32 protein-coding genes are annotated in these 26,532 nt (G+C 45.0%); all 32 read left to right on the top strand.

Annotated elements, in window-relative coordinates; all coding sequences use genetic code 11:
- The first annotated feature begins 299 nt into the window (after positions 1-299).
- A complete protein-coding gene (gene rpoB, locus MHI15_RS11190) occupies positions 300-3,845 on the top strand; it encodes a DNA-directed RNA polymerase subunit beta (protein WP_038573461.1) in 3,546 nt (1,181 codons plus the stop codon).
- A gap of 116 nt (positions 3,846-3,961) precedes the next feature.
- The gene (rpoC, locus tag MHI15_RS11185; protein ID WP_076130019.1) at positions 3,962-7,573 is read left to right on the top strand and encodes a DNA-directed RNA polymerase subunit beta'; all 3,612 of its coding nucleotides are present in this window, start codon (positions 3,962-3,964) and stop codon (positions 7,571-7,573) included.
- A gap of 180 nt (positions 7,574-7,753) precedes the next feature.
- Positions 7,754-8,005: a ribosomal L7Ae/L30e/S12e/Gadd45 family protein gene (locus MHI15_RS11180; protein ID WP_038573459.1), complete on the top strand. Its 252-nt coding sequence runs from the start codon at positions 7,754-7,756 to the stop codon at positions 8,003-8,005.
- A gap of 133 nt (positions 8,006-8,138) precedes the next feature.
- The gene (rpsL, locus tag MHI15_RS11175; protein WP_036680518.1) at positions 8,139-8,558 is read left to right on the top strand and encodes a 30S ribosomal protein S12; all 420 of its coding nucleotides are present in this window, start codon (positions 8,139-8,141) and stop codon (positions 8,556-8,558) included.
- 45 nt (positions 8,559-8,603) lie between these two features.
- Positions 8,604-9,074 (top strand): 30S ribosomal protein S7, encoded by a 471-nt coding sequence (gene rpsG / locus MHI15_RS11170; protein ID WP_036680520.1) that lies wholly within the window; start codon positions 8,604-8,606, stop codon positions 9,072-9,074.
- 47 nt (positions 9,075-9,121) lie between these two features.
- Positions 9,122-11,200, top strand: a complete 2,079-nt coding sequence (gene fusA, locus MHI15_RS11165) for an elongation factor G (protein ID WP_036680521.1) — start codon at positions 9,122-9,124, stop codon at positions 11,198-11,200.
- A gap of 109 nt (positions 11,201-11,309) precedes the next feature.
- Entirely contained in the window at positions 11,310-12,500 is a 1,191-nt protein-coding gene (gene tuf / locus MHI15_RS11160) for an elongation factor Tu (protein WP_036680523.1), read from the top strand.
- A gap of 261 nt (positions 12,501-12,761) precedes the next feature.
- Positions 12,762-14,111, top strand: a complete 1,350-nt coding sequence (locus MHI15_RS11155) for a globin-coupled sensor protein (protein ID WP_076130018.1) — start codon at positions 12,762-12,764, stop codon at positions 14,109-14,111.
- A 225-nt stretch (positions 14,112-14,336) separates the two neighbouring features.
- Positions 14,337-14,645: a 30S ribosomal protein S10 gene (gene rpsJ / locus MHI15_RS11150; RefSeq protein ID WP_017692074.1), complete on the top strand. Its 309-nt coding sequence runs from the start codon at positions 14,337-14,339 to the stop codon at positions 14,643-14,645.
- A gap of 42 nt (positions 14,646-14,687) precedes the next feature.
- Complete coding sequence (rplC, locus tag MHI15_RS11145; protein WP_036680532.1) at positions 14,688-15,311, top strand: 50S ribosomal protein L3; 624 nt, start codon at positions 14,688-14,690, stop codon at positions 15,309-15,311.
- 25 nt (positions 15,312-15,336) lie between these two features.
- Entirely contained in the window at positions 15,337-15,960 is a 624-nt protein-coding gene (gene rplD / locus MHI15_RS11140) for a 50S ribosomal protein L4 (RefSeq protein ID WP_036680536.1), read from the top strand.
- Positions 15,960-16,253, top strand: a complete 294-nt coding sequence (gene rplW, locus MHI15_RS11135; protein ID WP_036680537.1) for a 50S ribosomal protein L23 — start codon at positions 15,960-15,962, stop codon at positions 16,251-16,253. The genes rplD and rplW overlap by 1 nt, the downstream gene beginning before the upstream one ends.
- 29 nt (positions 16,254-16,282) lie before the next feature.
- Positions 16,283-17,113 carry a 50S ribosomal protein L2 gene (rplB, locus tag MHI15_RS11130; RefSeq protein ID WP_036680541.1) on the top strand — a complete coding sequence of 277 codons (831 nt, stop codon included), beginning with the start codon at positions 16,283-16,285 and terminating at the stop codon, positions 17,111-17,113.
- 76 nt (positions 17,114-17,189) lie between these two features.
- Positions 17,190-17,468 (top strand): 30S ribosomal protein S19, encoded by a 279-nt coding sequence (gene rpsS, locus MHI15_RS11125; RefSeq protein WP_036652940.1) that lies wholly within the window; start codon positions 17,190-17,192, stop codon positions 17,466-17,468.
- 33 nt (positions 17,469-17,501) lie between these two features.
- Positions 17,502-17,834, top strand: a complete 333-nt coding sequence (rplV, locus tag MHI15_RS11120) for a 50S ribosomal protein L22 (protein ID WP_036680546.1) — start codon at positions 17,502-17,504, stop codon at positions 17,832-17,834.
- A 13-nt stretch (positions 17,835-17,847) separates the two neighbouring features.
- Entirely contained in the window at positions 17,848-18,513 is a 666-nt protein-coding gene (rpsC, locus tag MHI15_RS11115) for a 30S ribosomal protein S3 (RefSeq protein ID WP_038573452.1), read from the top strand.
- Positions 18,514-18,515: 2 nt separating this feature from the next.
- Positions 18,516-18,950, top strand: coding sequence for a 50S ribosomal protein L16 (gene rplP, locus MHI15_RS11110; protein ID WP_036680552.1), 435 nt, complete (start codon positions 18,516-18,518; stop codon positions 18,948-18,950).
- The gene (gene rpmC, locus MHI15_RS11105; protein ID WP_019908232.1) at positions 18,940-19,137 is read left to right on the top strand and encodes a 50S ribosomal protein L29; all 198 of its coding nucleotides are present in this window, start codon (positions 18,940-18,942) and stop codon (positions 19,135-19,137) included. The genes rplP and rpmC overlap by 11 nt, the downstream gene beginning before the upstream one ends.
- A 43-nt stretch (positions 19,138-19,180) precedes the next feature.
- On the top strand, positions 19,181-19,447 hold the full coding sequence (rpsQ, locus tag MHI15_RS11100) for a 30S ribosomal protein S17 (RefSeq protein ID WP_036680554.1): 267 nt from the start codon (positions 19,181-19,183) through the stop codon (positions 19,445-19,447).
- Positions 19,448-19,485: 38 nt separating this feature from the next.
- Positions 19,486-19,854, top strand: a complete 369-nt coding sequence (rplN, locus tag MHI15_RS11095; RefSeq protein ID WP_036680556.1) for a 50S ribosomal protein L14 — start codon at positions 19,486-19,488, stop codon at positions 19,852-19,854.
- 48 nt (positions 19,855-19,902) lie between these two features.
- Positions 19,903-20,256 carry a 50S ribosomal protein L24 gene (gene rplX, locus MHI15_RS11090; protein ID WP_076099615.1) on the top strand — a complete coding sequence of 118 codons (354 nt, stop codon included), beginning with the start codon at positions 19,903-19,905 and terminating at the stop codon, positions 20,254-20,256.
- A gap of 31 nt (positions 20,257-20,287) precedes the next feature.
- Positions 20,288-20,830: a 50S ribosomal protein L5 gene (rplE, locus tag MHI15_RS11085; protein WP_036680558.1), complete on the top strand. Its 543-nt coding sequence runs from the start codon at positions 20,288-20,290 to the stop codon at positions 20,828-20,830.
- A gap of 49 nt (positions 20,831-20,879) precedes the next feature.
- Positions 20,880-21,065: a type Z 30S ribosomal protein S14 gene (locus tag MHI15_RS11080; RefSeq protein ID WP_013312154.1), complete on the top strand. Its 186-nt coding sequence runs from the start codon at positions 20,880-20,882 to the stop codon at positions 21,063-21,065.
- A 32-nt stretch (positions 21,066-21,097) separates the two neighbouring features.
- Positions 21,098-21,496: a 30S ribosomal protein S8 gene (gene rpsH / locus MHI15_RS11075; protein ID WP_036680560.1), complete on the top strand. Its 399-nt coding sequence runs from the start codon at positions 21,098-21,100 to the stop codon at positions 21,494-21,496.
- A gap of 30 nt (positions 21,497-21,526) precedes the next feature.
- The gene (gene rplF, locus MHI15_RS11070; protein WP_036680562.1) at positions 21,527-22,069 is read left to right on the top strand and encodes a 50S ribosomal protein L6; all 543 of its coding nucleotides are present in this window, start codon (positions 21,527-21,529) and stop codon (positions 22,067-22,069) included.
- Between the two features lie 84 nt (positions 22,070-22,153).
- A complete protein-coding gene (rplR, locus tag MHI15_RS11065) occupies positions 22,154-22,522 on the top strand; it encodes a 50S ribosomal protein L18 (RefSeq protein ID WP_036680564.1) in 369 nt (122 codons plus the stop codon).
- 27 nt (positions 22,523-22,549) lie between these two features.
- On the top strand, positions 22,550-23,047 hold the full coding sequence (gene rpsE / locus MHI15_RS11060; protein WP_036652980.1) for a 30S ribosomal protein S5: 498 nt from the start codon (positions 22,550-22,552) through the stop codon (positions 23,045-23,047).
- Positions 23,048-23,061: 14 nt separating this feature from the next.
- Positions 23,062-23,247 (top strand): 50S ribosomal protein L30, encoded by a 186-nt coding sequence (rpmD, locus tag MHI15_RS11055; RefSeq protein WP_036680567.1) that lies wholly within the window; start codon positions 23,062-23,064, stop codon positions 23,245-23,247.
- A 40-nt stretch (positions 23,248-23,287) separates the two neighbouring features.
- On the top strand, positions 23,288-23,728 hold the full coding sequence (rplO, locus tag MHI15_RS11050) for a 50S ribosomal protein L15 (RefSeq protein ID WP_036680569.1): 441 nt from the start codon (positions 23,288-23,290) through the stop codon (positions 23,726-23,728).
- Positions 23,728-25,026, top strand: coding sequence for a preprotein translocase subunit SecY (secY, locus tag MHI15_RS11045; protein WP_076194816.1), 1,299 nt, complete (start codon positions 23,728-23,730; stop codon positions 25,024-25,026). Before rplO ends, secY begins: the two co-directional genes overlap by 1 nt.
- A 96-nt stretch (positions 25,027-25,122) precedes the next feature.
- Entirely contained in the window at positions 25,123-25,767 is a 645-nt protein-coding gene (locus MHI15_RS11040) for an adenylate kinase (protein WP_038573451.1), read from the top strand.
- A gap of 4 nt (positions 25,768-25,771) precedes the next feature.
- On the top strand, positions 25,772-26,524 hold the full coding sequence (gene map / locus MHI15_RS11035; RefSeq protein WP_038573450.1) for a type I methionyl aminopeptidase: 753 nt from the start codon (positions 25,772-25,774) through the stop codon (positions 26,522-26,524).
- Positions 26,525-26,532 lie beyond the last annotated feature (8 nt).

Raw genomic sequence — 26,532 nt, 5'->3', positions numbered from 1 at the left:
CATGCCGCACGGCAAGTTTTTGCGAGTTGGTTGTCTATGCTCTAACGCAGCGAATGCTACGTGGTAATAGATAATAGCGCATAAACTATTGCTTGGTGACGTATAATATGTACGTTTTGGGCAAATCTACTTGATAAGGAGTATTTTGGTCATGGATAAATGCGCTCTTTTTTCGAAGATTTCGATAAGGGCTTTTCTTTTATTTATGACTGAATCCTTGTAGCATGGTTCCATTATACGGTTCCAAACAAGGGTTCGCAATCAATTTTTAAGTGAGTAGACATGAGGGGTGAGTAAAGTTGGCAGGACATCTTGTTCAGTATGGTCGACGCACTCGGCGGAGCTATGCGAGAATTAACGAGGTACTCGAGGTCCCGAACCTGATCGAGATCCAACAAAAATCGTATGATTGGTTTTTGGAGGAAGGATTGCGGGAAATGTTTCAGGACATCTCGCCGATCCAGGATTTCACAGGTAATTTGGTACTAGAGTTCATTGATTACAGCCTGGGTGAACCGAAATATACGGTTGACGACGCTAAAGAGCGGGACGTAACGTATGCGGCTCCTCTGCGTGTAAAGGTGCGGCTCATTAATAAAGAGACCGGTGAGGTTAAAGAGCAGGAAGTGTTCATGGGAGATTTCCCGCTGATGACGGAGACCGGCACTTTTATTATTAATGGTGCGGAACGGGTTATTGTCAGCCAGTTGGTTCGCTCTCCAAGCGTCTATTTCAGCACAAAAGTGGATAAGAACGGCAAAAAAACCTACACCGCCACAGTAATCCCGAACCGCGGAGCCTGGTTGGAACTTGAAACCGATGCTAAGGACATTATGTATGTTCGTATCGATCGGACTCGTAAAATTCCTGTTACCGTACTTTTGCGTGCTCTCGGTTTCGGTAGTGATGCCGAAATTCTGGAATTGCTTGGCAATGATGAATATATTCGCAATACGCTGGATAAAGACAACACGGACTCCACGGAGAAGGCGCTTATTGAAATTTATGAGCGTTTGCGTCCGGGCGAACCGCCGACACTAGACAATGCCAAAAGTTTGCTGGTTGCGCGTTTCTTTGATCCAAAACGCTACGACCTAGCTAATGTAGGCCGTTACAAAATTAATAAAAAGCTACACATTAAGAACCGTCTTTTCAATCAACGTCTTGCTCAGCCTTTGGTTGATGACTCTACTGGAGAAATCCTGGCAGAATCCGGCCAAATGGTCGATCGTAGACTGCTTGATGAATTGATTCCATATTTCGAAAAGAATGTTGCCTTTAAAAACTACCGTGTTACTGGTGGAGTTATGGACAGCGAAGATATTCCTCTTCAAACAATTGACGTATTCTCGCCAATTGAAGAAGGCCGGGTTATTAAGCTGATCGCTAACGGCAATATCGACAAATCTGTTAAGCATATTACTCAAGCTGATATTATATCCTCAATCAGCTACTTTATTAATTTGCTTCACGGAATTGGCAATACCGATGATATTGACCACTTGGGTAACCGTCGTCTGCGTTCTGTAGGTGAACTCTTGCAGAATCAGTTCCGTATCGGTTTGTCCCGGATGGAACGTGTTGTACGTGAAAGAATGTCGATTCAGGATGCTAATGCGATTACGCCTCAGGCTCTGATCAATATTCGTCCGGTCATCGCGTCTATTAAAGAGTTCTTCGGTAGCTCCCAGCTGTCTCAATTTATGGATCAGACGAACCCGCTTGCGGAACTTACGCATAAACGTCGTCTGTCCGCCCTCGGACCTGGTGGTTTGACACGTGAACGCGCGGGCTTTGAAGTTCGTGACGTCCATCACAGTCACTACGGTCGGATGTGTCCAATTGAAACGCCGGAAGGTCCAAACATCGGGTTGATCAACTCCTTGTCTACCTTTGCCCGCATCAATGAATACGGCTTTATTGAAGCTCCGTATCGTTGGGTGGATCCGAAGACTGGTAAGGTGACTGAGCAAATTGACTATCTGACTGCTGATGAGGAAGATAATTATGTAGTTGCTCAGGCTAACGTGTTGATCGAAGAAGATGGCACCTTTAAAGAAGATATGGTAATCGTTCGTTACAACAAAGACTCAGACAACATTACAACGATGCCAAGTAATCGTGTCGATTACATGGACGTTTCGCCTAAACAGGTTGTATCTGTCGCTACGGCGCTCATTCCGTTCCTTGAGAACGATGACTCCAACCGCGCACTGATGGGATCTAACATGCAACGTCAAGCTGTTCCGCTTCTAATTCCAAAAGCTCCGCTGGTCGGAACAGGGATGGAACATAAATCCGCTAAGGATTCTGGCGTATGTATCGTTTCCAAGTATGACGGTATTATCGAACGTTCTTCAGCTAATGAAATTTGGCTGCGTCGCGTTGAGACTGTCGAAGGCAAGGAAGTTAAAGGCGATATCGTTAAATATAAATTACACAAATTTATGCGTTCTAACCAAGGTACCTGTATTAACCAACGTCCTCTAGCTAAAAGAGGGGACATTGTTAAGAAGGGTGATATCCTGGCAGACGGTCCTTCCACAGAAATGGGCGAACTTGCTCTTGGCCGTAACGTAGTCGTTGCGTTCATGACTTGGGAAGGTTACAACTACGAGGATGCGATCCTGTTAAGTGAAAAGCTGGTTAAGGAAGATGTATATACTTCGATTCATATCGAAGAATACGAATCTGAAGCTCGCGACACTAAATTGGGACCTGAAGAAATTACGCGCGATATTCCGAACGTCGGCGAAGAAGCTCTGCGCAATCTTGATGAGCGCGGAATCATCCGCATCGGTGCGGAAATCAGCGCTGGTGACATTCTGGTGGGTAAGGTTACTCCTAAGGGTGTAACTGAACTGACAGCAGAAGAACGTCTCCTGCACGCTATCTTTGGTGAGAAAGCTCGTGAAGTACGGGATACCTCTTTACGCGTTCCTCATGGTAGTGATGGTATTATCGTGGACGTTAAAGTCTTTACACGTGAGAACGGCGATGAGCTGCCTCCTGGTGTAAATCAATTGGTTCGTGTCTACATCGCTCAAAAACGTAAGATCTCTGAGGGAGACAAGATGGCCGGACGTCACGGTAACAAGGGTGTCGTTGCCCGTATCCTGCCAGAAGAAGATATGCCGTTCCTTCCGGACGGTACGCCAGTACAGGTTGTTCTTAACCCTCTGGGCGTTCCTTCTCGTATGAACATCGGACAGGTGCTTGAGGTCCATATTGGTATGGCCGCATTGCGTCTGGGAATTCACATTGCAACGCCGGTATTCGACGGAGCGCGTGAGTACGACGTGTTTGATACGATGGAAGAAGCAGGTATGCAGCGTAATGGTAAAACCGTGCTGTATGATGGCCGTACAGGTGAACGCTTCGAACGTGAAGTTACTGTTGGTGTCATGCACATGATCAAACTGGCGCACATGGTTGATGATAAGATTCACGCCCGTTCAACAGGACCTTACTCGCTAGTTACGCAACAACCATTGGGTGGTAAAGCTCAATTTGGTGGACAGCGTTTCGGGGAGATGGAAGTGTGGGCGCTTGAAGCTTACGGTGCTGCATATACATTGCAAGAAATTTTGACCGTGAAATCCGATGACGTGGTTGGTCGCGTGAAGACGTACGAATCCATTGTCAAAGGTGAAAATGTACCGGAACCAGGTGTTCCTGAGTCGTTCAAGGTATTGATCAAAGAACTGCAGTCCCTGGGTATGGATGTTAAGATTCTTAGCGGTGACGAGCAGGAAATTGAAATGAGAGAATTGGACGATGAGGACGAGACGTCAGGCGACAAACTAAGCCTCAATTTAGAAGGTTCAGAAGTCGGAGTAGAATAATCAAGCTGGAGCTTAAAAGTTCCATTTTATAAAGGACCGCACGCCCTCTTTTGATGTAACAGTCAGAAGAGGGCAAAGCGGTACTAAATCAGGATTAGGTTAAGGAGGGTTGCTCCTTGTTGGACGTTAACAATTTTGAATTTATGAAAATCGGACTCGCTTCTCCGGAGAAGATTCGTTCATGGTCCCGCGGAGAAGTTAAGAAACCGGAAACCATTAACTATCGTACATTGAAACCGGAAAAAGAGGGTCTTTTCTGTGAGCGTATCTTTGGACCACAAAAAGACTGGGAATGTCATTGCGGTAAATACAAACGTGTCCGTTATAAGGGCGTAGTCTGCGACCGTTGTGGTGTTGAGGTTACCCGTGCTAAAGTTCGTCGTGAACGTATGGGTCACATTGAATTGGCCGCTCCGGTATCTCATATCTGGTATTTCAAAGGTATCCCAAGCCGCATGGGGCTTGCACTAGATATGTCTCCAAGATCACTTGAAGAAATTATCTATTTCGCATCTTATGTTGTAACGGATCCAGGTGAAACTCCACTGGAAAAGAAACAACTTCTGTCCGAGAAAGAATATCGTAGCTACCGTGAAAAATACGGTTATGGTTTCCAAGCCGGCATGGGTGCTGAAGCTGTTAAAAAGCTTCTTCAAGATATCGACATTGATAAAGAGCTGGAATTCCTCAAAGAAGAACTGCGTACGGCCCAAGGCCAACGCCGTAACCGGGCGATCAAACGTCTGGAAGTCATTGAAGCATTCCGTAACTCCGGCAACAAGCCTGATTGGATGATCATGGATGTTCTTCCGGTTATTCCTCCGGAGCTTCGTCCGATGGTTCAGTTGGATGGTGGCCGTTTTGCTACGTCTGATTTGAATGATCTCTATCGCCGTGTTATTAACCGGAACAACCGTCTGAAAAGACTGCTTGATCTCGGTGCTCCTGACATTATCGTGCAGAACGAAAAACGGATGCTCCAGGAAGCTGTCGATGCTCTCATCGATAACGGCCGTCGGGGACGTCCGGTAACCGGTCCTGGTAACCGTCCGCTTAAATCGCTCAGCCATATGCTGAAAGGTAAACAAGGACGTTTCCGCCAGAACTTGCTCGGTAAACGGGTTGACTACTCTGGACGTTCCGTTATCGTAGTAGGACCGTACCTCAAGATGTATCAGTGCGGACTTCCTAAGAAAATGGCGTTAGAATTGTTCAAGCCTTTTGTTATGAAAGAATTGGTTAATAAGGGCCTTGCCCACAACATAAAGAGCGCGAAACGTAAAGTTGAACGCGTAAGTCCTGAAGTTTGGGATGTACTCGAAGAAGTAATTAGAGAACACCCAGTACTTCTAAACCGCGCACCAACACTTCACCGTCTCGGTATTCAAGCATTTGAACCGATCTTGGTGGAAGGTCACGCTATTCGTCTTCACCCACTCGTATGTACGGCGTACAATGCCGACTTTGACGGTGACCAAATGGCTGTGCACGTTCCTCTGTCTGCAGAAGCTCAAGCGGAAGCACGCATTCTCATGCTTGCATCTGGTAATATCTTGAACCCTAAAGACGGTAAGCCAGTTGTAACACCTTCCCAGGATATGGTCCTTGGTACTTTCTACTTGACCATGGATAACAAGGAAGAAAAGGGTAGTGGTATGATTCTGCGTACCGTTAACGAAGCTGTATCAGCTTACCAACGCGGAACTGCAGGGCTTCATGCTCGTGTTGCTATTCCGGCTAAAGCACTTGGCAAAACATGCTTTACGGAAGAACAACAAAATGCAATGTTGATTACTACGGTCGGTAAGATCATTTTTAATGAAATCTACCCAAGTAGTTTCCCTTATATCAACGAAGCAACCAAAACTAACTTGCTGCACGGCACACCTGAGAAATACTTTATCTACGAAAAAGGCGCGAACATTCGCGAGCTGATTGAATCCGCTCCAGAAGCCAGTGCTGTAGGTAAAGAATATCTGGGTCTGATTATTGCTCGTTGTTTTGAAACTTATCACACAACCAAAACTTCTATGATTTTGGATAAAATCAAACAACTCGGATTCACTTACTCCACACGTTCTGGTGTTACAGTTGCCGTGTCGGACGTTATTGTTCCTGAGGAAAAAGTAACCATCCTGAAAGAATCTGAAGCTAAGGTTGATGTGGTTGCTAACCAATATCGCCGTGGTTTGATCACCAATGACGAACGGTATGACCGTGTTATTGAGATCTGGTCGAAGACTAAGGATGATCTTACGAACATCCTGCTTAAGTCGATGGACCGTTTCAACTCTATCATGCTCATGGTTGACTCTAAAGCGCGTGGTAACAAATCGCAGATCACTCAGCTGGGTGGTATGCGTGGTCTGATGGCAACACCTTCAGGTCGGATTTTTGAATTGCCAATCAAGGCGAACTTCCGTGAAGGTCTTACCGTCTTGGAGTACTTTATCTCCACTCACGGAGCGCGTAAAGGTCTTGCCGATACCGCACTTCGTACCGCTGACTCAGGGTATCTGACTCGTCGTCTTGTTGACGTTGCCCAGGACGTTATTGTCCGTGAAGAAGATTGTGGAACCGATAAAGGCTTCACAGTTAGTCGTATTCAGGATGGTAAAGAAGTTATCGAAGATCTGTATGACCGTATTGAAGGTCGTTACTGCTTCGAAACTGTTCGTCACCCAGAAACAGGCGAAATCATTGTTCACCGCAATGATTTGATTGACTCCGATAAAGCGGAGGCAATTGTAAACGCAGGTGTAACTAAGCTGCAAATTCGTTCTGTACTGAGCTGCCGTGCCCGTCATGGTGTTTGTAAGAAATGTTACGGACGTAACTTGGCAACTGGTAAACACGTTGAGATTGGTGAAGCAGTTGGTATTATTGCCGCACAATCTATCGGTGAACCAGGAACCCAGCTTACAATGCGTACGTTCCATACCGGCGGTGTTGCCGGTGATGACATCACTCAAGGTTTGCCGCGTATTCAGGAGTTGTTTGAAGCTCGTAACCCTAAAGGTCAAGCTACAATCAGTGAGATCGATGGCGTAATCAAGGAAATCCGTGAAACCAAAGACCGTCGCGAAATCGAGGTTCAAGGTGAAGCAGAATCCAAGACTTATTCCATTACTTATGGTTCACGTCTACGTGTTAGCGAAGGCCAAGAAATCGAAGCCGGCGATGAGCTGACAGACGGTTCGATTGACCCTAAAGAAATGCTGCGTATCAAAGGGATCCGTGGGGTACAAAACTACATTCTACAAGAAGTACAGCGTGTATACCGTAACCAAGGCGTTGAGATCAATGATAAGCACATTGAAGTTATGATCAAGCAAATGCTTCGGAAGATCCGTATCATTGACGCAGGTGACACAAGTCTGTTGCCAGGTGCATTTGCGGATATTCATGAGTACGAAGGTGCTAACAAGGAAGCTATCTTGTCTGGTAAAGAGCCTGCTGTTGCTAAACCAGTCTTGCTCGGTATTACCAAGGCGTCTCTTGAAACGGATTCCTTCTTGTCAGCTGCATCATTCCAAGAAACTACTCGTGTCCTAACAGACGCTGCTATCAAAGGTAAAGTAGATAAGTTGCTTGGACTTAAAGAAAATGTTATTATCGGTAAGTTGATTCCTGCAGGTACTGGGATGAACCGTTACCGTAACGTTAAGCTAAGTGATCCAAATGCAGAAAGCGAACTTGAATCTTTAGAGACGGTTCCTGCTGAATAAATTAGCAATCATGGTAGTGTGCTCATGTCATACCTACTCATAGGTGTGGCATGAGTGTTCTGCTGTGTATAATTTCTATAAAAATTGTTGCTGAATTTCTTGACACCATCTATTGATAATGCTAAAATGTCTAAGGTGCGTGAGTAGCCATGTTATCCTTGTTCATTGGAGGTAAAGAGAATGACTGATGATAGAGGACTACAGGATGCTCAGGTCAAGATCGGTACCAAACAAACCGTCAAGGCGGTAGAGTTGGGCCTAGCCGCAGAAGTCTATGTGGCAGAGGACGGAGATCAAAGGCTTACTTCCAGGATAGTTTTGCTTTGTAACAAACAAGGTGTTAAGATCACATATGTGGATACGATGCTGAATTTGGGCAAGGCCTGCGGAATAGAAGTTGGCGCTGCGATGGCAGCCGTCTTAAAACAATAGCTACAGAAATGTTTTTGTACTGGGGTGAACACCAGCGGCAAGAACTTTTCATTTGTCTTTTTATGAACCGCCTGGGTCTGTGGGCTTAGAGTTCTTAAATCGACTATCATTTCAGGAAGGGGGTGGCAACAACATGCCAACAATTAACCAATTGGTTCGTAAAGGCCGTCAAGCCAAAATCGAAAAATCTAAATCTCCCGCTCTTCAAAAAGGGTATAACGCCCTCAAGCGTGAGGCTACAAATTTGAGCGCTCCGCAAAAACGCGGTGTGTGCACTCGTGTAGGCACAATGACTCCACGTAAACCAAACTCAGCGCTTCGTAAATATGCCCGTGTTCGTTTGACGAACCGTCTCGAGGTAACAGCTTATATCCCGGGTATCGGACATAACTTACAAGAGCACAGTGTTGTATTACTTCGCGGAGGTAAAGTAAAGGACCTTGCAGGGGTTCGTTACCATATCGTTCGTGGTGCTTTGGATACAGCAGGTGTAGCTAACCGGATGCAAGCTCGTTCTAAATACGGTGCAAAACGTCCTAAAGCTAAGAAGTAAGATAACAATATCTGAATAATAAACATTTAAGAAAGGGGGATATCCATGCCACGCAAAGGTCCAGTTACAAAGAGAGACGTATTGCCAGATCCGTTGTATAATAGCAAGTTGGTTACTCGTTTGATTAACCGCATTATGCTGGGTGGTAAAAGAGGTGTCGCTCAAAGCATTCTGTACAATTCATTCAAATTGATTGAAGAACGTACGGGTAAAGATCCGATGGAAGTTTTCGAAGCTGCCATCAAGAATATCATGCCGGTTTTGGAAGTCAAAGCTCGTCGTGTCGGTGGTGCTAACTATCAAGTACCTATCGAGGTTAAACCAGAGAGACGTACTGCTCTGGGATTACGTTGGCTCGTAAACTACTCTCGCAACCGCGGTGAGAAGACTATGGAAGAGCGTTTGGCGGCTGAGATCATCGACGCTTCCAACAACACAGGCGCTTCTGTTAAGAAACGTGAAGATACACACAAAATGGCTGAAGCAAACAAAGCGTTCGCTCACTACCGTTGGTAGGATAAAGGTCATTCAAATAACTTATATTTTGAAGGGAGATCCATTTCATGGCTAGAGAGTTCTCCTTAAAAAATACACGTAACATCGGGATCATGGCGCATATTGATGCTGGTAAAACAACTACCACAGAGCGGATTCTTTTCTATACAGGCCGTACGCACAAAATCGGTGAAGTTCACGAGGGTGCTGCTACAATGGACTGGATGGAGCAAGAACAAGAGCGCGGAATCACGATTACGTCCGCTGCTACGACTGCTGCGTGGAAAGGTCACCGCATCAATATCATTGATACCCCAGGACACGTTGACTTCACTGTTGAAGTTGAACGTTCCCTGCGTGTATTGGATGGGGCAGTTGGTGTATTTAGTGCAAAAGAGGGCGTTGAGCCTCAGTCTGAAACCGTATGGAGACAGGCTGACCGTTATAACGTTCCCCGGATTGCATATGTAAACAAAATGGACATTATCGGTGCGGATTTCCTTAACGTAATCGAAACTATGCGTGATCGCCTTCAAGCCAATGCAGTTGCTATTCAATTGCCAATTGGTGCAGAAAGTGATTTCACTGGTATTATCGACCTAGTTGAGCAAAAAGCACACATGTTCAGAGATGATCTGGGCCAAAACATCGAAGTAACGGATATTCCGGAAGAATATTTGGCCAAAGTTGAGGAGCTGCGTCTCGAGTTGATCGAGAAAGTTGCTGAACTTGATGAGGATCTGACTATGAAGTATTTGGAAGGCGAAGAAATTACAATTCCGGAAATTAAAGCTGCAATTCGCAAAGGCGTAGTTGAAGTTAAATTGTTCCCTGTAATTGCTGGATCTTCCTACCGAAACAAAGGGATTCAGCTTATGCTGGATGCTGTTGTTGATTACTTGCCATCTCCTCTTGACGTTCCAGCTATTACTGGACATCTTGATGACGGTACAGAAGCTGTTCGTCACTCTTCGGATGAAGAGCCGTTTGCAGCTTTGGCATTTAAAATCATGACAGACCCTTATGTTGGTAAACTTACGTTCTTCCGTGTTTACTCAGGCGTACTTGAGTCCGGATCATACGTAGTTAATGCTACTAAGAACAAGCGTGAACGTATTGGTCGTATCCTTCAAATGCATGCGAACAGCCGTCAAGAAATTTCCATCGTGTATTCTGGCGACATCGCAGCTGCTGTTGGTTTGAAAGATACCAGTACAGGTGATACACTGTGTGATGAGAAGAATCCAGTAATTCTGGAATCAATGAACTTCCCTGATCCAGTTATCGAGATCGCTGTTGAACCAAAAACTAAAGCTGACCAAGATAAAATGGGCGTTGCTCTCGGAAAGTTGACTGAAGAGGATCCAACTCTTCGTGCTCACACTGATGAAGAAACAGGCCAAACAATCCTGGCTGGTATGGGTGAACTTCACTTGGACATCATCATCGACCGTATGCGTCGTGAGTTCAAAGTAGAAACCAATGTGGGTAAACCACAGGTTGCTTACCGCGAAACGTTCAAGGCACCTGCTCGCGTCGAAGGTAAATTTGTACGCCAATCTGGTGGTCGTGGTCAATACGGTCACGTATGGGTTGAGTTTGAACCCCTCGAGCCAGGTACTGGTAGCAAATTCGAAAGTAAAGTTGTTGGTGGCTCGGTTCCTAGAGAGTACATCGCTCCTGCACTTGCGGGTATTGAAGAACAAATGAAAAACGGCGTACTTGCTGGCTTCCCGCTAGTAGACGTTAAAGCTACCATCGTAGATGGTTCTTATCATGATGTCGATTCCAACGAAATGGCATTTAAAATTGCCGGTTCGATGGCACTCAAAGCAGCTAAAGACAAGTGTAAGCCTGTCCTGCTTGAGCCAATCATGAAAGTAGAAGTAACTGTTCCTGAGGAATATATGGGTGATGTAATGGGTATGCTGAACTCCCGCCGTGGCCGTATCGAAGGTATGGATTCCCGTGGTGGAGCGCAAATTATCCGTGCTAAGGTGCCTCTTTCCGAAATGTTCGGATACTCTACAACACTTCGTTCTGGTACACAAGGACGTGGCGTATTCTCAATGGAGCTTTCTCACTATGAAGAAGTTCCTAAATCCATTGCGGAAGAGATCGCTGCAAAGAACAAAGGCGCTGAATAATTACCAGTTTTAACTTGCCGTCCCGGGTATAAACACTCAGTCATCTAAGATTACAGGTATGCGGGCGGCTCAAATATAAGGAACCCCACATTAAGGAGGAACTGTTCAAATGGCAAAGGCAAAGTTTGAACGTAACAAACCGCACGTTAACATCGGTACTATTGGTCACGTCGACCATGGTAAAACGACTCTGACTGCTGCAATCACTACTGTATTGTCCAAAACTTACGGTGGCGCAGCTATCGCATTCGATCAAATCGACAAAGCTCCTGAAGAGCGCGAACGTGGTATCACAATCTCCACTTCCCACGTTGAATATGAAACTCCTAACCGTCACTACGCTCACGTAGACTGCCCTGGTCACGCCGACTATGTTAAAAACATGATCACTGGCGCAGCGCAAATGGACGGAGCTATCCTGGTTGTATCCGCAGCTGATGGCCCAATGCCACAAACTCGCGAGCACATCCTGTTGTCCCGTCAAGTAGGCGTTCCTTACATCGTTGTCTTCTTGAACAAATGCGACATGGTTGAAGACGAAGAGTTGTTGGAATTGGTTGAAATGGAAGTTCGCGACTTGCTTAGCGAGTATGACTTCCCAGGCGACGATACTCCAATCATCCGTGGTTCTGCTCGTGAAGCTCTGCAAAACCCAGATGGCGATTACGCTAAAAAAATCATCGAAATGTTTGAAACAATCGATGAGTACATTCCACTTCCTGAGCGTCAAACTGACAAGCCTTTCTTGATGCCTGTCGAAGACGTATTCTCCATCACTGGCCGCGGTACTGTGGCAACTGGTCGCGTAGAACGCGGAACAGTTAAAGTCGGAGAAGAAATCGAAATCGTTGGTATTCACGAAGATACTAAGAAATCCGTAGTTACGGGCGTAGAAATGTTCCGTAAATTGCTGGATTCCGCTCAAGCTGGGGACAACATCGGAGCATTGCTTCGTGGTGTTGACCGTAACATGATCGAGCGTGGTCAAGTATTGGCTAAGCCGAACTCCGTTAAACCACACACTGAGTTCACTGCTCAAATTTACGTTCTGACAAAAGAAGAAGGTGGCCGTCACAAGCCTTTCTTCACTGGATACCGTCCACAGTTCTACTTCCGTACAACTGACGTAACTGGTATCATCAACTTGCCAGAAGGTACTGAAATGGTTATGCCTGGTGATAACATCTCCGTAACCGTACAACTGATCTCCCCAATCGCTATTGAAGAAGGTACTAAATTCTCCATTCGCGAAGGTGGCCGTACAGTTGGTGCTGGTAGCGTAGCTTCTATCCAAAAATAATAATTCGACTTCTATCTGCGGGTAGATTCCGAATTACAAACACCCCTGATTCTTCTTGCGGAGAATCAGGGGCTTTTTTGTTTTTTTTCTGAGAATAATGTATTATTCGACATCAATTGATAATAAAGCATAACAATATGATCTTTTTCTACATAATTCGTCAAATTACAACAATCAATTGTTTACAATTATACTAATGATAGAGTAAAATGAAGGAGGAATAATAATGTAAAATAATAGGAATTGTGGGAGAGTGGTAATATGGGGAAATGTCCTTTTTCCTTCATGCATGCGTTAACTGCACGTAATAATAATGTGGATTCTCCTGCCTCTCATTCCTTAGACTTCAAGGATCAGAATCATTCTGTGGCAGAGTCTTTTCATAAGCTGGATGGACATGGTGAGCTTAACGAGCAGATGAGAATGATTGATCTAACTGAAGCAGATTTGAACTTACTACGCAGGGTGAAACCTGTTGTTGAGCAAAATATAGACTATATCATTGATCAATTTTACAATTCGGTATTAGGCGTAAATAAACTTGAAGCTATTATTTTAGAGCATAGCAGTATAGACAGGTTAAAAACTACTCTTCGTGGGCATATTCTAGAGATTTTTAATGGAAAGGTTGATGATGAGTACATAGCAAAGCGTCTAATGATCGCTAATATTCATAAAAAAGTTGGGCTTGAGCCCAAATGGTACTTATCTGCTTTTCAGAATCTTCAGAACGTATTTATACGCGTTATATATAATGAAACAAACGATGATAATACACGCCTTCGAGTGGTTCAGACCGTGACCAAACTCCTTAACCTTGAGCAGCAGCTGGTTCTAGAAGAATATGAGAAGGAGAACATAAAAGAGAAGGAAGAGCAATATCTATTGGTGAAAAATGAATTAAAACAAAAAATTTCAGAGTTTAGCGTTGAATTGATAGATTATAGCATCGATACTAATGCTGCTGTAAAGCAGCTAGTGGCAAGCAGCAATGAAGTAAGTAGAACATTCCAACGTACGGCTGCATCCGCCCTGGAGTCACAGGGATTAGCTACAGATGGGCATGAACACTTGGGTGATTTGACTGAGCAAATTAATCTTATATATCAGACCACCAGTGAGATGGAAGACTCGATCATTGAGTTAAGCGATTCCTCTAAGCAAATTCAAAAAATTGTGAACTCAGTAAGGGAAATTGCCGATCAGACTAAAATCCTCTCACTTAATGCAACGATTGAAGCCGCTAGAGCCGGTGAGCATGGTAGAGGTTTTAGTGTGGTTGCTCAAGAAGTTAGCCGGCTTGCAGAGGATACTAAGAGTACTGTAATTCAGATCGTAGAGCTAACAAATAAATCTGGTCTACTCACTCAGCAGGTTGTAGAAGAGATTCGTAAGGTGCAGGAGTTAACTAAGAATGGGAAGCACCAATCGGTCGAGACTAGTCTTTTGTTCTCTGATATTGTAGACGCTATGCGTAGCAGTACACAGGAGATTGTAATAGTGGAAGAAGAAATAAGAACCTTAATCCAAACCATTGAGGGGATCGGAACAGCAACGGCTCAGACTGCTTCCTCCGCAGAGTTTTTTAAGTCTGCCACAGAGAATCTTTAACATATATATAGTAGAAGAACAGCGCATGAAAAAAATATGCGTTGTTTTTCTATTTTCGCTTGCAATACTGCTGCCTATTATATATAATAATAAATGTTGTTCTGAGACGTTGCGATGATGTGAGAGGTTACTGACACACCCGGCCCCTTTGCCATGGGGACGAGGTCAGAAAATTTTCACGGAGTATGTCCGATACCAAATTGGGCGATAGAAGGAGGGACTAAAATGGCAAAGCAAAAAATTCGTATTCGCTTGAAAGCATACGACCACAGAATTCTTGATCAATCCGCTGAGAAGATTGTTGAAACAGCAAAACGTTCGGGTGCAGGTGTGTCCGGGCCGATTCCGTTACCAACTGAGAAGCAAATCATTACTATTCTCCGTGCGGTACACAAGTACAAGGATTCCCGTGAACAGTTTGAACAACGGACTCACAAACGTTTGATCGATATTGTGAACCCAACACCACAAACTGTGGATGCCTTGATGCGCTTGGATCTACCGTCCGGTGTAGATATCGAAATCAAATTGTAATTCTATTTTAAGTAATTTAGGAAAAGAAAAGAGGTGTCAACATTGAAAGGTATCTTAGGAAAAAAACTCGGTATGACTCAAGTGTTTACTCCAGAAGGTAACGTAATTCCTGTTACTGTTATCGAAGCAGGCCCTTGTGTAGTACTGCAAAAGAAAGACCTGAATATCGACGGATATGAAGCAGTGCAATTGGGCTTTTCTGATAAAAAAGAAAAACGCTCCAATAAGCCTGAACAGGGTCACGCCAAAAAGGCAAATGCAACACCTAAGCGCTACGTTCGTGAAATTCGCGGTGTTGATCTCGGGTCTCTCGAGGTTGGACAAGAGCTGAAGGCTGATATCTTTGCTGAGGGCGAATTTGTTGACGTAACTGGTACATCTAAAGGTAAAGGTTTCCAAGGTAACATCAAACGTTGGGGACAAAGCCGCGGACCAATGGCACACGGATCGCGTTACCACAGAAGACCGGGTTCCATGGGTTCTATCCAAGCTAACCGTGTTCCTAAGGGCAAACGCCTTCCAGGACATATGGGTCACACGACTATTACGGTTCAAAAGCTTGAAATTATCAAGGTTGATGTTGAACGTAACGTATTGCTGGTTAAAGGCGCTATCCCAGGTCCTAAAAACAGCTTCGTGAAAGTTAAACAAACCGTTAAGAAATAATTATTGAAGAAAGGAGGAACATGAAATGCCAAAAGTAACACTTTTTAATATTAGTGGCAACGAAGTTGGTGAAGTGGAACTGAGCGATACAGTATTCGGTATTGAACCGAATGAGCACGTTCTACATGAAGCTGCGCTTATGCAAAGAGCTTCCCTACGTCGTGGTACACACAAAGTAAAAGGACGTTCTGAAGTTCGTGGCGGTGGACGTAAACCTTGGAAACAAAAAGGTACAGGTCGCGCTCGTCAAGGCTCCATTCGTTCTCCACAATGGAAGGGCGGCGGCGTTGTCTTCGGACCAACACCACGTAGCTATTCCTGGAAACTGCCTAAGAAGGTTCGTCGTTTGGCGATCAAATCTGCTTTGTCCTCGAAAGTACTCGAGAATGACATTATCGTATTGGATAGCTTGACAATGAATGCTCCGAAGACGAAAGAATTCGCAGCAATCTTGAACAACCTGAAAGTAGATCGTAAAGCGTTGATCGTAGCTACTAGCTATGATGATAACGTAGCACTTTCCGCTCGTAACATCCCTGGGGTGAAATTCGTAGCGGCTGACGGCATTAATGTTCTTGACGTACTGACGTACGACAAACTGATCATCACTAAAGAAGCAGTTCTGAAGGTAGAGGAGGTGTTCGCGTAATGAAAGATCCTCGTGATATTATCAAACGTCCGGTGATTACGGAACGTACTTCCGACTACATGAGCGAAATGAAATACGCTTTTGAAGTGGATATCCGTGCTAACAAAACCGAAATCAAAAAAGCTGTCGAGGCTATTTTCAAAGTAAAAGTAACTAATGTGAACACAATGCGCGTACCTGGCAAACTGAAACGTTATGGTAAATATTCTGGTTACACTCCAGAGTGGAAAAAAGCCATCGTTAAGCTTAGCCCGGACAGCAAACCGCTTGAATTTTTTGAAGCGGTAGAATAATACTCTGTTGAAGTAAGGAGGGAACTACAGTGCCAATCAAAAAGTACAAACCGACCTCTCCGGCAAGACGCGCTATGTCCGTGTCTACGTTTGAAGAAATTACAACAAACCAGCCAGAGAAATCGTTGCTTTCTCCGCTGTTCAAACATGCGGGACGCAACAACCAAGGTAAAATTACGGTTCGTCACCATGGCGGCGGACATAAACGTAAATACCGTATTATCGACTTCAAGCGGACTAAAGACGGCATACCAGGTAGCGTTGCTACAATCGAGTATGACCCGAACCGCACATCTAATATTGCTTTGATCCACTATGCTGATGGAGAGAAACGTTATATCATCGCTCCTAAAGGTCTAAGAGTTGGGGATAAAGTAGAGTCCGGTCCTGCGGCCGACATCAAAATTGGTAACAGTCTTCCACTGGAGAACATTCCAGTAGGTACAGTTATCCACAACATTGAGTTGAAACCAGGTAAAGGCGGACAATTGGTTCGTGCAGCTGGTACAGAAGCTCAATTGCTTGGTAAAGAAGAAAAATACTGTTCCGTTCGTTTGTCATCCGGTGAGGTTCGTAAGATCCTTAGCGTATGCCGTGCAACTATCGGTTCCGTAGGTAATGAAGATCACGAATTGATCAAAATCGGTAAAGCTGGACGTAGTCGCTGGCTCGGCCGTCGTCCTGAAGTTCGCGGGGTAGTAATGAACCCTAACGATCACCCACACGGTGGTGGTGAAGGTCGCGCTCCAATCGGACGTAAATCGCCAATGTCTCCATGGGGCAAACCAACCCTTGGTTACAAAACGCGTAAGAAAAACAAGGCATCTGATAAATATATCGTTCGCCGCCGCACTAAATAAGACGCTTCTGGCAAGTTAATAAAGCGCGAAGCGTCGATTCGCGGTTTGAAGAACCGGATGAAGGGAGGATTCACACATGGGTCGCAGTTTAAAGAAGGGGCCGTTTATCGATGGCTACCTGCTTAAAAAAGTTGAGGAACTGAACGAGGCTGAGAAAAAGGTTGTAGTTAAAACTTGGTCCCGTCGCTCAACCATTTTCCCTCAGTTTATCGGACATACGTTTGGTGTATATGACGGCCGTAAACACGTGCCTGTATACGTAACAGAAGATATGGTAGGTCACAAGTTGGGCGAGTTCGCGCCAACACGTACTTACAAAGGCCACGCGGGTGACGATAAGAAAACAAGAAGATAATAATAAGGTCTCTGTTTGAAAGGAGGTTAAACAATGGAAGCAAAAGCACATGCAAGATCGGTGCGAATTTCCGCTCGTAAAGCGAAACTGGTTGTTGACTTGATTCGCGGTAAGCAAGTGGGGGAAGCAATTGCTATTCTTCGCCACACTCCGAAATCCGCTTCTCCGGTCGTTGAAAAGTTGCTTAATTCGGCAATTGCGAATGCTGAGCATAACTATTCTTTGGACGTGAACAGTTTGTTCGTTAGCGAGGTTTTCGTTAACCAAGGACCTACTATGAAACGTTTCCGTCCGCGCGCCATGGGCCGCGCAAGTCGGATCAATAAACGCACGAGCCACATTACACTGGTGGTATCTGAGAAATAAGGAGGGATAACACGTGGGTCAAAAGGTAAATCCAATCGGACTCCGAATCGGTATTATTCGCGATTGGGAATCTAAATGGTATGCAGGAAAAGATTTCGGTACTCTTCTGATGGAAGACGTCAAAATCCGGGAATACCTTAAAGGCAAATTGAAGGATTCCGCTGTTTCCCATATCGAGATCGAAAGAGCGGCTAGCCGCGTGAACGTTACAATTCATACAGCTAAACCAGGTATGGTTATTGGTAAAGGCGGAGCAGAAGTAGAAGTACTTCGCAGTGCAGTTACAGCAATCGCTGGTGGCAAAAAAGTACACATCAACATCAATGAAATCAAGCACCCTGAATTGGATGCAATTCTTGTAGCTGAGAGCATTGCTCAACAATTGGAACGTCGTGTATCGTTCCGTCGTGCCCTCAAACAAGCGATTCAAAGAACTATGCGTTCTGGCGCAAAAGGGATTAAAACTCAAGTGGGCGGACGTCTTGGCGGAGCTGAGATTGCTCGTTCAGAAGGTTATAGCGAAGGAACAGTTCCACTTCATACGCTTCGTGCCGATATCGATTACGGAACGGCTGAAGCACATACAACTTACGGTCTTATCGGCGTAAAAGTATGGATCTACCGTGGAGAAGTTCTTCCCCCAGCTAAGAAACAAGCTGCTCAGGAAGGAGGCAACTAATCATGTTGGTACCAAAACGCGTAAAACACCGCAAGCAACAACGCGGACACATGAAGGGTATGGCAAAAGGCGGTACTGAATTGAACTTCGGCGAATTCGGCCTGGTTGCACTTGAACCGTCTTGGATCACTAACCGTCAGATCGAAGCTGCTCGTATCGCGATGACACGTTATATCAAACGTGGCGGTCAAGTTTGGATCAAGATTTTCCCAGATAAACCTATTACTCAAAAGCCTCTCGAGGTTCGTATGGGTAGTGGTAAAGGTAACGTTGAGAAATGGGTAGCCGTAGTTAAACCGGGCAAGATTATGTTCGAACTCGGAGGCGTGTCGGAAGAAATCGCTCGTGAAGCGATGCGTCTTGCCGCTCACAAGCTGCCTGTAAAGACTAAGTTTGTGAAACGTGAAGAATTGGGTGGTGAAGCAAATGAAAGCTAATGAACTTCGCAACTTAACCACTGCTGAGATTGAACAAAAGATCGCTGGATTCAAAGAGGAACTTTTTAATCTCCGTTTTCAATTGGCAACTGGCCAATTGGACAACCCAACTCGGATTCGTGACGTGCGTAAGGAAATAGCTCGTGCTAAAACCGTGATCCATCAAAGAGTGCTTGGGATTAGTTAAGTGAGACGGATCGCAGATCCGTATTCAGGAAGGAGGCTAACTAATGAGTGAAGAACGTAATGCACGTAAAGTGCTAATCGGTAAAGTGGTCAGTGATAAAATGGATAAAACCATCGTAGTTGCTGTTGAAACCTATAAGAAACACAATTTGTACCACAAACGCATCAAGTCTACGAAGAAATTCAAAGCACATGATGAGGGAAATGTTGCAAAGATTGGCGATACCGTAAAACTCATGGAAACTCGTCCGTTGTCTAAGGACAAACGTTGGAGACTAGTTGAAGTGGTAGAAGCAGCGGTTATCATCTAAGATAATCAAGAGAGTTTTTCCGGAAGGAGGAAATTATAATGATTCAACCATTTACACGTTTGCATGTGGCTGACAACTCTGGTGCGAAGGAACTGATGTGTATCCGCGTACTGGGTGGTACTGGACGCCGTACAGCAGCAATCGGTGATTTGATCGTTTGTTCCGTTAAACAAGCAACACCAGGCGGCGTTGTCAAAAAAGGTGATGTTGTTAGAGCGGTAGTTGTTCGTACGAAACGTTCCGTTCGTCGTAAAGATGGATCTTACATCGCATTCGACGAAAATGCAGCTGTTGTTGTTAAAGACGACAGAAGCCCTCGTGGAACACGTATCTTTGGACCAGTTGCTCGCGAACTTCGCGATAAAGACTACATGAAGATCGTTTCCTTGGCACCGGAAGTTATCTAATAAACACGGCACCAATAAGTTGAAGGTTAGTTATAGGAGGTGTAATAAATGCCTAGAGTGAAAAAAGTTCTGGAATCCCATAACAATAAACTGCACGTGAAGAAAGATGACGTGGTGCTTGTGATCAGTGGTAAAGACAAAGGCAAAAAAGGCCGTGTCATCGCTGCTTATCCTCGTGAAAACCGCGTTCTGGTAGAAGGCGTCAATATGGTGAAAAAACACCAAAAGCCGAACCAGCTGAATCCACAGGGTGGAATTATTGAGCAGGAAGCTTCGATTCATGTGTCCAACGTAATGCACATCGATCCGAAGACCGGCAAAGTAACCCGTATCGGTTACAAAGTTTTGGACAATGGTAAAAAAGTTCGGATTGCTAAAAGATCCGGAGAGATTATCGACTAATCTAGCCCTTAAGAAAGGAGGTTAAATCTTCATGGCAGCAAGAATGAAAGAACGTTTTCTTAACGAAATTACACCTGCTTTGATGCAGAAGTTTAACTATACAACTGTTATGCAAGTGCCTAAGATCGAGAAGGTTGTCATCAACATGGGTGTGGGTGACGCTGTTCAAAACTCCAAAGTACTTGATGCTGCAGTTAATGACATGCAGTTGATCGCTGGTCAAAAACCAGTAATCACTAAAGCTAAAAAATCCATCGCTGGTTTCAAACTACGCGAAAATATGCCGATTGGGGTTAAAGTAACACTGCGCGGAGAGCGTATGTATTACTTCTTGGACAAATTGTTCAACGTAACACTTCCACGTGTACGTGACTTCCGTGGTGTTTCCACTAAAGCCTTTGACGGCCGTGGTAACTACACACTTGGTCTTAAAGAACAATTGATCTTCCCCGAGATCGAATATGACAAAGTGGATAAAGTCCGCGGTATGGACATCGTTATTGTAACGACTGCTAAGACGGACGAGGAATCCCGCGAGCTGCTGGGTCAGCTGGGAATGCCTTTCGCAAAATAAAGTCGGTTAATCCATTTTCTCCGAAAATGTTTAGGAGGTGTCAGGCTAAGTGGCAAAAACTTCGATGAAAGTTAAACAACAACGTACGCCTAAGTTTAAAGTACGTGCATATACACGTTGCGAACGTTGTGGTCGTCCACATTCGGTACTGCAAAAGTTCAAAATTTGCAGAATTTGTTTCCGTGAATTAGCTTATAAAGGCCAGATCCCTGGCGTGAAAAAAGCAAGTTGGTAAGAAGTTTATAAACGGGAAGGAGGTTTACACACATGACTATGTCTGATCCTATTGCAGATATGCTTACTCGTATTCGTAACGCTAACATTGTGCGTCACGAGACGGTAGAAATGCCTGCTTCTACTATGAAGAAACAAATCGCTGACATTTTGAAGCGTGAAGGTTTCATCCGCGATGCGGAATTCGTTGAAGATAGCAAACAAGGGATTATCCGTATCTTCTTGAAATACGGCCCTAACCAAGAGCGTGTTATTTCTGGTTTGAAAAGAATCAGTAAACCAGGCCTTCGCGTATACACGAAGAGCAATGAAGTGCCTCGTGTACTCGGTGGTCTAGGAATCGCGATTATCTCCACATCTAAGGGAGTTATGACCGACAAAGAAGCTCGTCAATCAAAATCTGGCGGAGAAGTTGTCTGCTACATTTGGTAATAAACGTCACAAGATAAGGAGGTGCAACACATGTCTCGTATTGGTCGCAAACCAATCGCAGTACCTAGCGGTGTAGATGTCACTTTGGACAACGCCGTTATTACAGTAAAAGGTCCAAAAGGTTCTTTGACTCGTGAGCTTCATAAAGACATGAAGGTTACAGTTGAAAATAACGAAATTACCGTTGTTCGCCCGTCGGATAACAAATTGCATCGTTCACTTCACGGCACAACCCGCTCCGTTGTCAACAACATGGTAGCAGGTGTGACTGAAGGTTTCTCGAAATCTCTGGAACTGGTTGGGGTCGGATATCGTGCAAGCAAATCCGGAGATAAAATCGTTCTGAACGTTGGTTATTCCCACCCGGTTGAAATTACACCGGAAGCTGGTATCGAGTTCGAAGTTCCTGCGAACACGAAGATCATCGTTAAAGGTATCGATAAAGAACGCGTTGGCGCATACGCTGCTAAAATCCGTTCCGTTCGTGAACCAGAACCGTATAAAGGTAAAGGTATCAAATATGAAGGCGAGCGTATCATCCGCAAAGAAGGTAAAGCTGGTAAGAAGAAATAACCAGTTTAAACTTAATTGTAAGATACCCCGTGCATCTTAAAGTGAAGCTGTTTACGGCAAACTGAAGGGAGTGAAAGGGAAGTCATGATTACAAAAGAAGATAAAAACAAGGCTCGTCTCAAAAGACACCTGCGTGTTCGTAAGAAGATCCAGGGAACTACTGAGCGTCCACGTTTGAACGTATTCCGTTCTTCGAAACACATCTACGCTCAACTGATCGATGATGTTAAAGGGGTTACTATCGTATCCGCTTCTACACTTGATAAAGATCTGAGCGCTAACATCGGTAATGGCGGTAGCGTTGAAGCTGCAGCGAAAGTTGGCCAATTGGTCGCTGAGCGTGCCAAAGAAAAAGGATATGCAGTGGTCGTATTCGACCGCGGAGGTTACTTGTACCATGGACGGATTCAAGCATTGGCTGATGCAGCTCGTGAAGCTGGTCTTGAATTCTAGAATAATTCTTAAAAGGAGGTTAACGACTTGCGTGTAGATCCGAACAGTTTAGAACTGACAGAAAGAGTTGTACACATTAACCGTGTTGCAAAAGTTGTAAAAGGCGGACGCCGTTTCAGCTTTAGTGCACTTGTTGTTGTGGGCGACGGCAACGGCTACGTCGGTGCTGGTATCGGTAAAGCCGGCGAAGTTCCGGATGCCATCCGTAAAGGCATTGAAGACGCCAAGAAAAACCTGATTCACATCCCAATCGTAGGAACTTCGATTCCCCATCTCGTTACTGGACACTTCGGCGCAGGACGCGTGTTGCTGAAACCAGCATCAGAGGGTACTGGCGTTATCGCTGGCGGTCCAGTTCGTGCGGTATTGGAATTGGCAGGCGTTGGCGACATTTTGACAAAATCACTGGGTTCTTCGAATTCCATGAACATGGTCAATGCAACTTTGGAGGGACTTTCCCGTCTGAAACGCATTGAAGAGGTCGCGAAACTTCGCGGCAAATCTGTCGAAGAATTGCGCGGTTAAGGAGGGGAACGTCAATGGCAAAATTGCAAATTACCCTCGTACGTAGTGTAATCGGACGTCCAGAAACACAACGTGTTACTGTTAAGACGCTCGGCCTGCGTAAACTCAACACGACAGTGGTTCACAATGACAGTCCTGCAATTCGCGGAATGATCAATAAAGTGAGTCACTTGCTATCTGTAACTGAAATTGAAGGCTAAACGCCTCGCATAAATTAACAAACATAAGGAGGTGCAAACGATGAAGTTACATGAACTTGCTCCAGCTCCTGGTTCCCGCAAAGAACGCAATCGCGTTGGTCGTGGTCCTAGTAGCGGAAATGGTAAAACTTCCGGTCGCGGTCACAAAGGTCAAAACTCACGTTCTGGCGGTGGTGTTCGTCCGGGCTTCGAGGGTGGACAAAATCCGCTCTATCGTCGTCTGCCTAAACGTGGTTTCGTCAATCCTACCCGTAAAGAGTATGCGATTGTGAACCTGGAAGATCTGAATAGCTTTGCAGAAGGAACTGAAGTGACTCCGCAGTTGTTGCTTGAAACTGGTGTTGTCAAGAATTCCAAAAGCGGCATCAAGATTCTCGGCAACGGTGAGTTGACCGTAAAATTGACTGTACAAGCAAATAAGTTCTCTCAATCTGCGGTAGAGAAAATCGAGGCTGCCGGCGGTAAAACCGAGGTGATCTAATGTTCAAGACGCTTAAGAATATCTGGCATGTTGAAGATTTGCGCAAAAAGATCCTGTTTACCTTGTTCATTCTGTTTATCTACCGTATCGGTTCGTTTGTTCCGGTTCCTGGTGTAAACAAAGATGTACTGGCAACAGCAAATCAGAGCGGTGACGCTTTGATGGGACTATTGAACACCTTCTCGGGCGGAGCGCTCAAAAACTTCTCGATATTTGCGATCAGTATTTATCCGTACATTACAGCATCCATCATCGTGCAATTGCTGTCGATGGATGTTGTTCCCAAGTTTGCTGAATGGGCTAAACAAGGGGAGCACGGAAAAAAACAATTGGCGCAAATCACTCGTTACGGTACAGTGATATTAGCCCTGATCCAAGGTTTTGCTACGTCGATAGGGTTTAACCGGATATACAATACTCAAATGATGCCGAATGCGACATTTGCTGATTACTTGCTGGTTGCCATTATCTTGACGGCAGGTACTTCTTTCTTGATGTGGCTTGGTGAACAGATTACCGAAAAGGGAATCGGGAACGGGATTTCGATCCTGATTTTTGCGGGAATCGTCGCCGCCATACCGGGATATATCACAAGTACGGCTAACTCAAGTTTTATTCAGCCGGATCAGGTGTTCCTGAATATTCTTAAAGTCGTTATTGTGCTGATTGTGATTGTAGCGATTATTACAGCAGTTATCTTCGTGCAGCAAGGTATTCGGAAGATTCCTGTTCAATATGCTAAACGCGTAGTTGGCAACAAAATGTACGGTGGACAGAATACACATATTCCGCTGAAAATTAATGCGGCTGGTGTAATTCCGGTAATTTTCGCCGTATCATTGCTTCAGTTCCCAGTTGTTCTCTCCAGTTTCTGGTCAACACATGCCTGGGCACAATGGATTACCAAATATTTGGCAACCGATGCTCCGCTTGGTATGCTTCTGTATGTAGTGATGATCATCGGGTTTACGTTCTTCTATACGTTCGTGCAGATGAATCCTCAGCAGATGGCCGATAACATGAAGAAGAATGGTGGTTACATCCCAGGTATCCGTCCTGGTAAAGCTACAGAGAAATATCTGACTAGAGTAATGTCTCGTTTGACTATGTCAGGCGCGTTGTTCCTAGCTTTGATCTCTGTACTACCGATGTTCTTCGGTGCTTTATCCGGATTGCCCAAAGAAGTTCGAATTGGTGGTACTGCGCTCCTTATCGTAATCGGCGTGGCATTGGATACTATGAAGCAGATCGAGAGCCATTTGATCAAACGCCATTACAAAGGCTTCATCAATAAATAGGTGATAGGTTCCGGTGAAGCTTAAGTTTTTATTCTTCCCGGCACCTATTATGCTGTTTCTTGCTTGGTGGCGAACTTTTGGGGGGAGAGAGAAATCGTGAACATTTTATTCATGGGCCCTCCTGGGGCAGGCAAGGGAACACAAGCGGCAGAAATCGTTAAAGAATTTGGTATTCCTCATATTTCGACAGGAGATGCTTTCCGTTTGGCAATCAAACAGGAAACTCCGGTTGGATTGAAGGCCAAATCATTTATAGATCAAGGTTTGCTTGTACCAGATGATGTGACCATTGGGATAGTCGAAGAACGGCTGCAGCAGTCCGATTGCGAAAAAGGATTTCTATTGGATGGTTTTCCAAGAACTCTTTCGCAAGCGGAAGCGCTGGATGATATTCTTAGCCGTTTGAACACTTCTTTGGATCATGTCATCAACTTGAATGTTGACCGTGGATTGCTAATGGCGCGTCTTACTGGACGTCGTATCTGCAGCGTTTGCGGAGCATCCTACCATTTAATCTTCAACCCGCCGAAGCAAGATGGCATTTGCGACATTGATGGCGGTGAATTATATCAACGTCCGGATGACAACGAAGAAAGTGTAGGCAAGCGCCTGGATGAGTATGATAATAAAACAGCGCCGCTGCTTGCGTTTTATGATAATAAAGGTCTTTTGCGTCAGGTAAACGGGGAAAACGAAATTAATGTCGTTACTTCTGAAATCGTGTCTTTAATGCGGGGTTAATGTAATGATCATTTGTAAATCCGAACAGGAACTTGCCTTTATGAGGGAAGCTGGTCGAATTGTTGCCGAGAGTCACCGTCTTATTGCTCAGGCCATTGAGCCTGGCATTACAACGGGCGAGCTCGACAGAATCGCCGATCAATACATTCGCAGTCAAGATGCTGTGCCGTCTTTCAAAGGCTACAACGGTTTTCCTGCCAGCATTTGCGCTTCAGTCAACGAACAATTGGTGCATGGATTTCCAGGTAAACGTAAACTGATCGAAGGCGATATTGTTACGCTGGATATCGGTGCAGAGTACCGCGGTTATCACGGTGATTCCGCCTGGACCTACGGTGTGGGCAGCATTTCCGAAGAGGCTCAGCGTTTGCTGGACGTTACGGAAGGCTCCTTGTACGCGGGACTGGCGTTAGTTAAGCCGGATGTGCGCTTGTTTACAATCTCCCATGCTATTCAGCAATACATCGAAGAGGCTGGTTTCTCAGTCGTACGTGAGTATGTTGGTCATGGTATTGGGGCAAAACTGCATGAAGAACCGCAAATTCCGAATTATGGCATAGCGGACCGCGGACCACGTCTGAAACCGGGTATGGTGCTCGCGATTGAGCCGATGGTAAACGCAGGAAAGAGACATGTCAGAACACTGGAAGATAACTGGACTGTCGTTACGGTTGATGGCTCACTATGTGCTCACTTCGAGCATACAGTAGCAGTTACTCCGGACGGCATGGAAATTTTCACAAAACTGAATGCGTAGGTGATCTC

The sequence above is a fragment of the Paenibacillus sp. FSL H7-0918 genome, assembly GCF_038007025.1.
GTDB lineage: Bacteria > Bacillota > Bacilli > Paenibacillales > Paenibacillaceae > Paenibacillus_AQ > Paenibacillus_AQ odorifer.
Note: the sequence above shows the minus strand (reverse complement) of the source record. Positions and strands in the feature narration are given on the sequence as shown.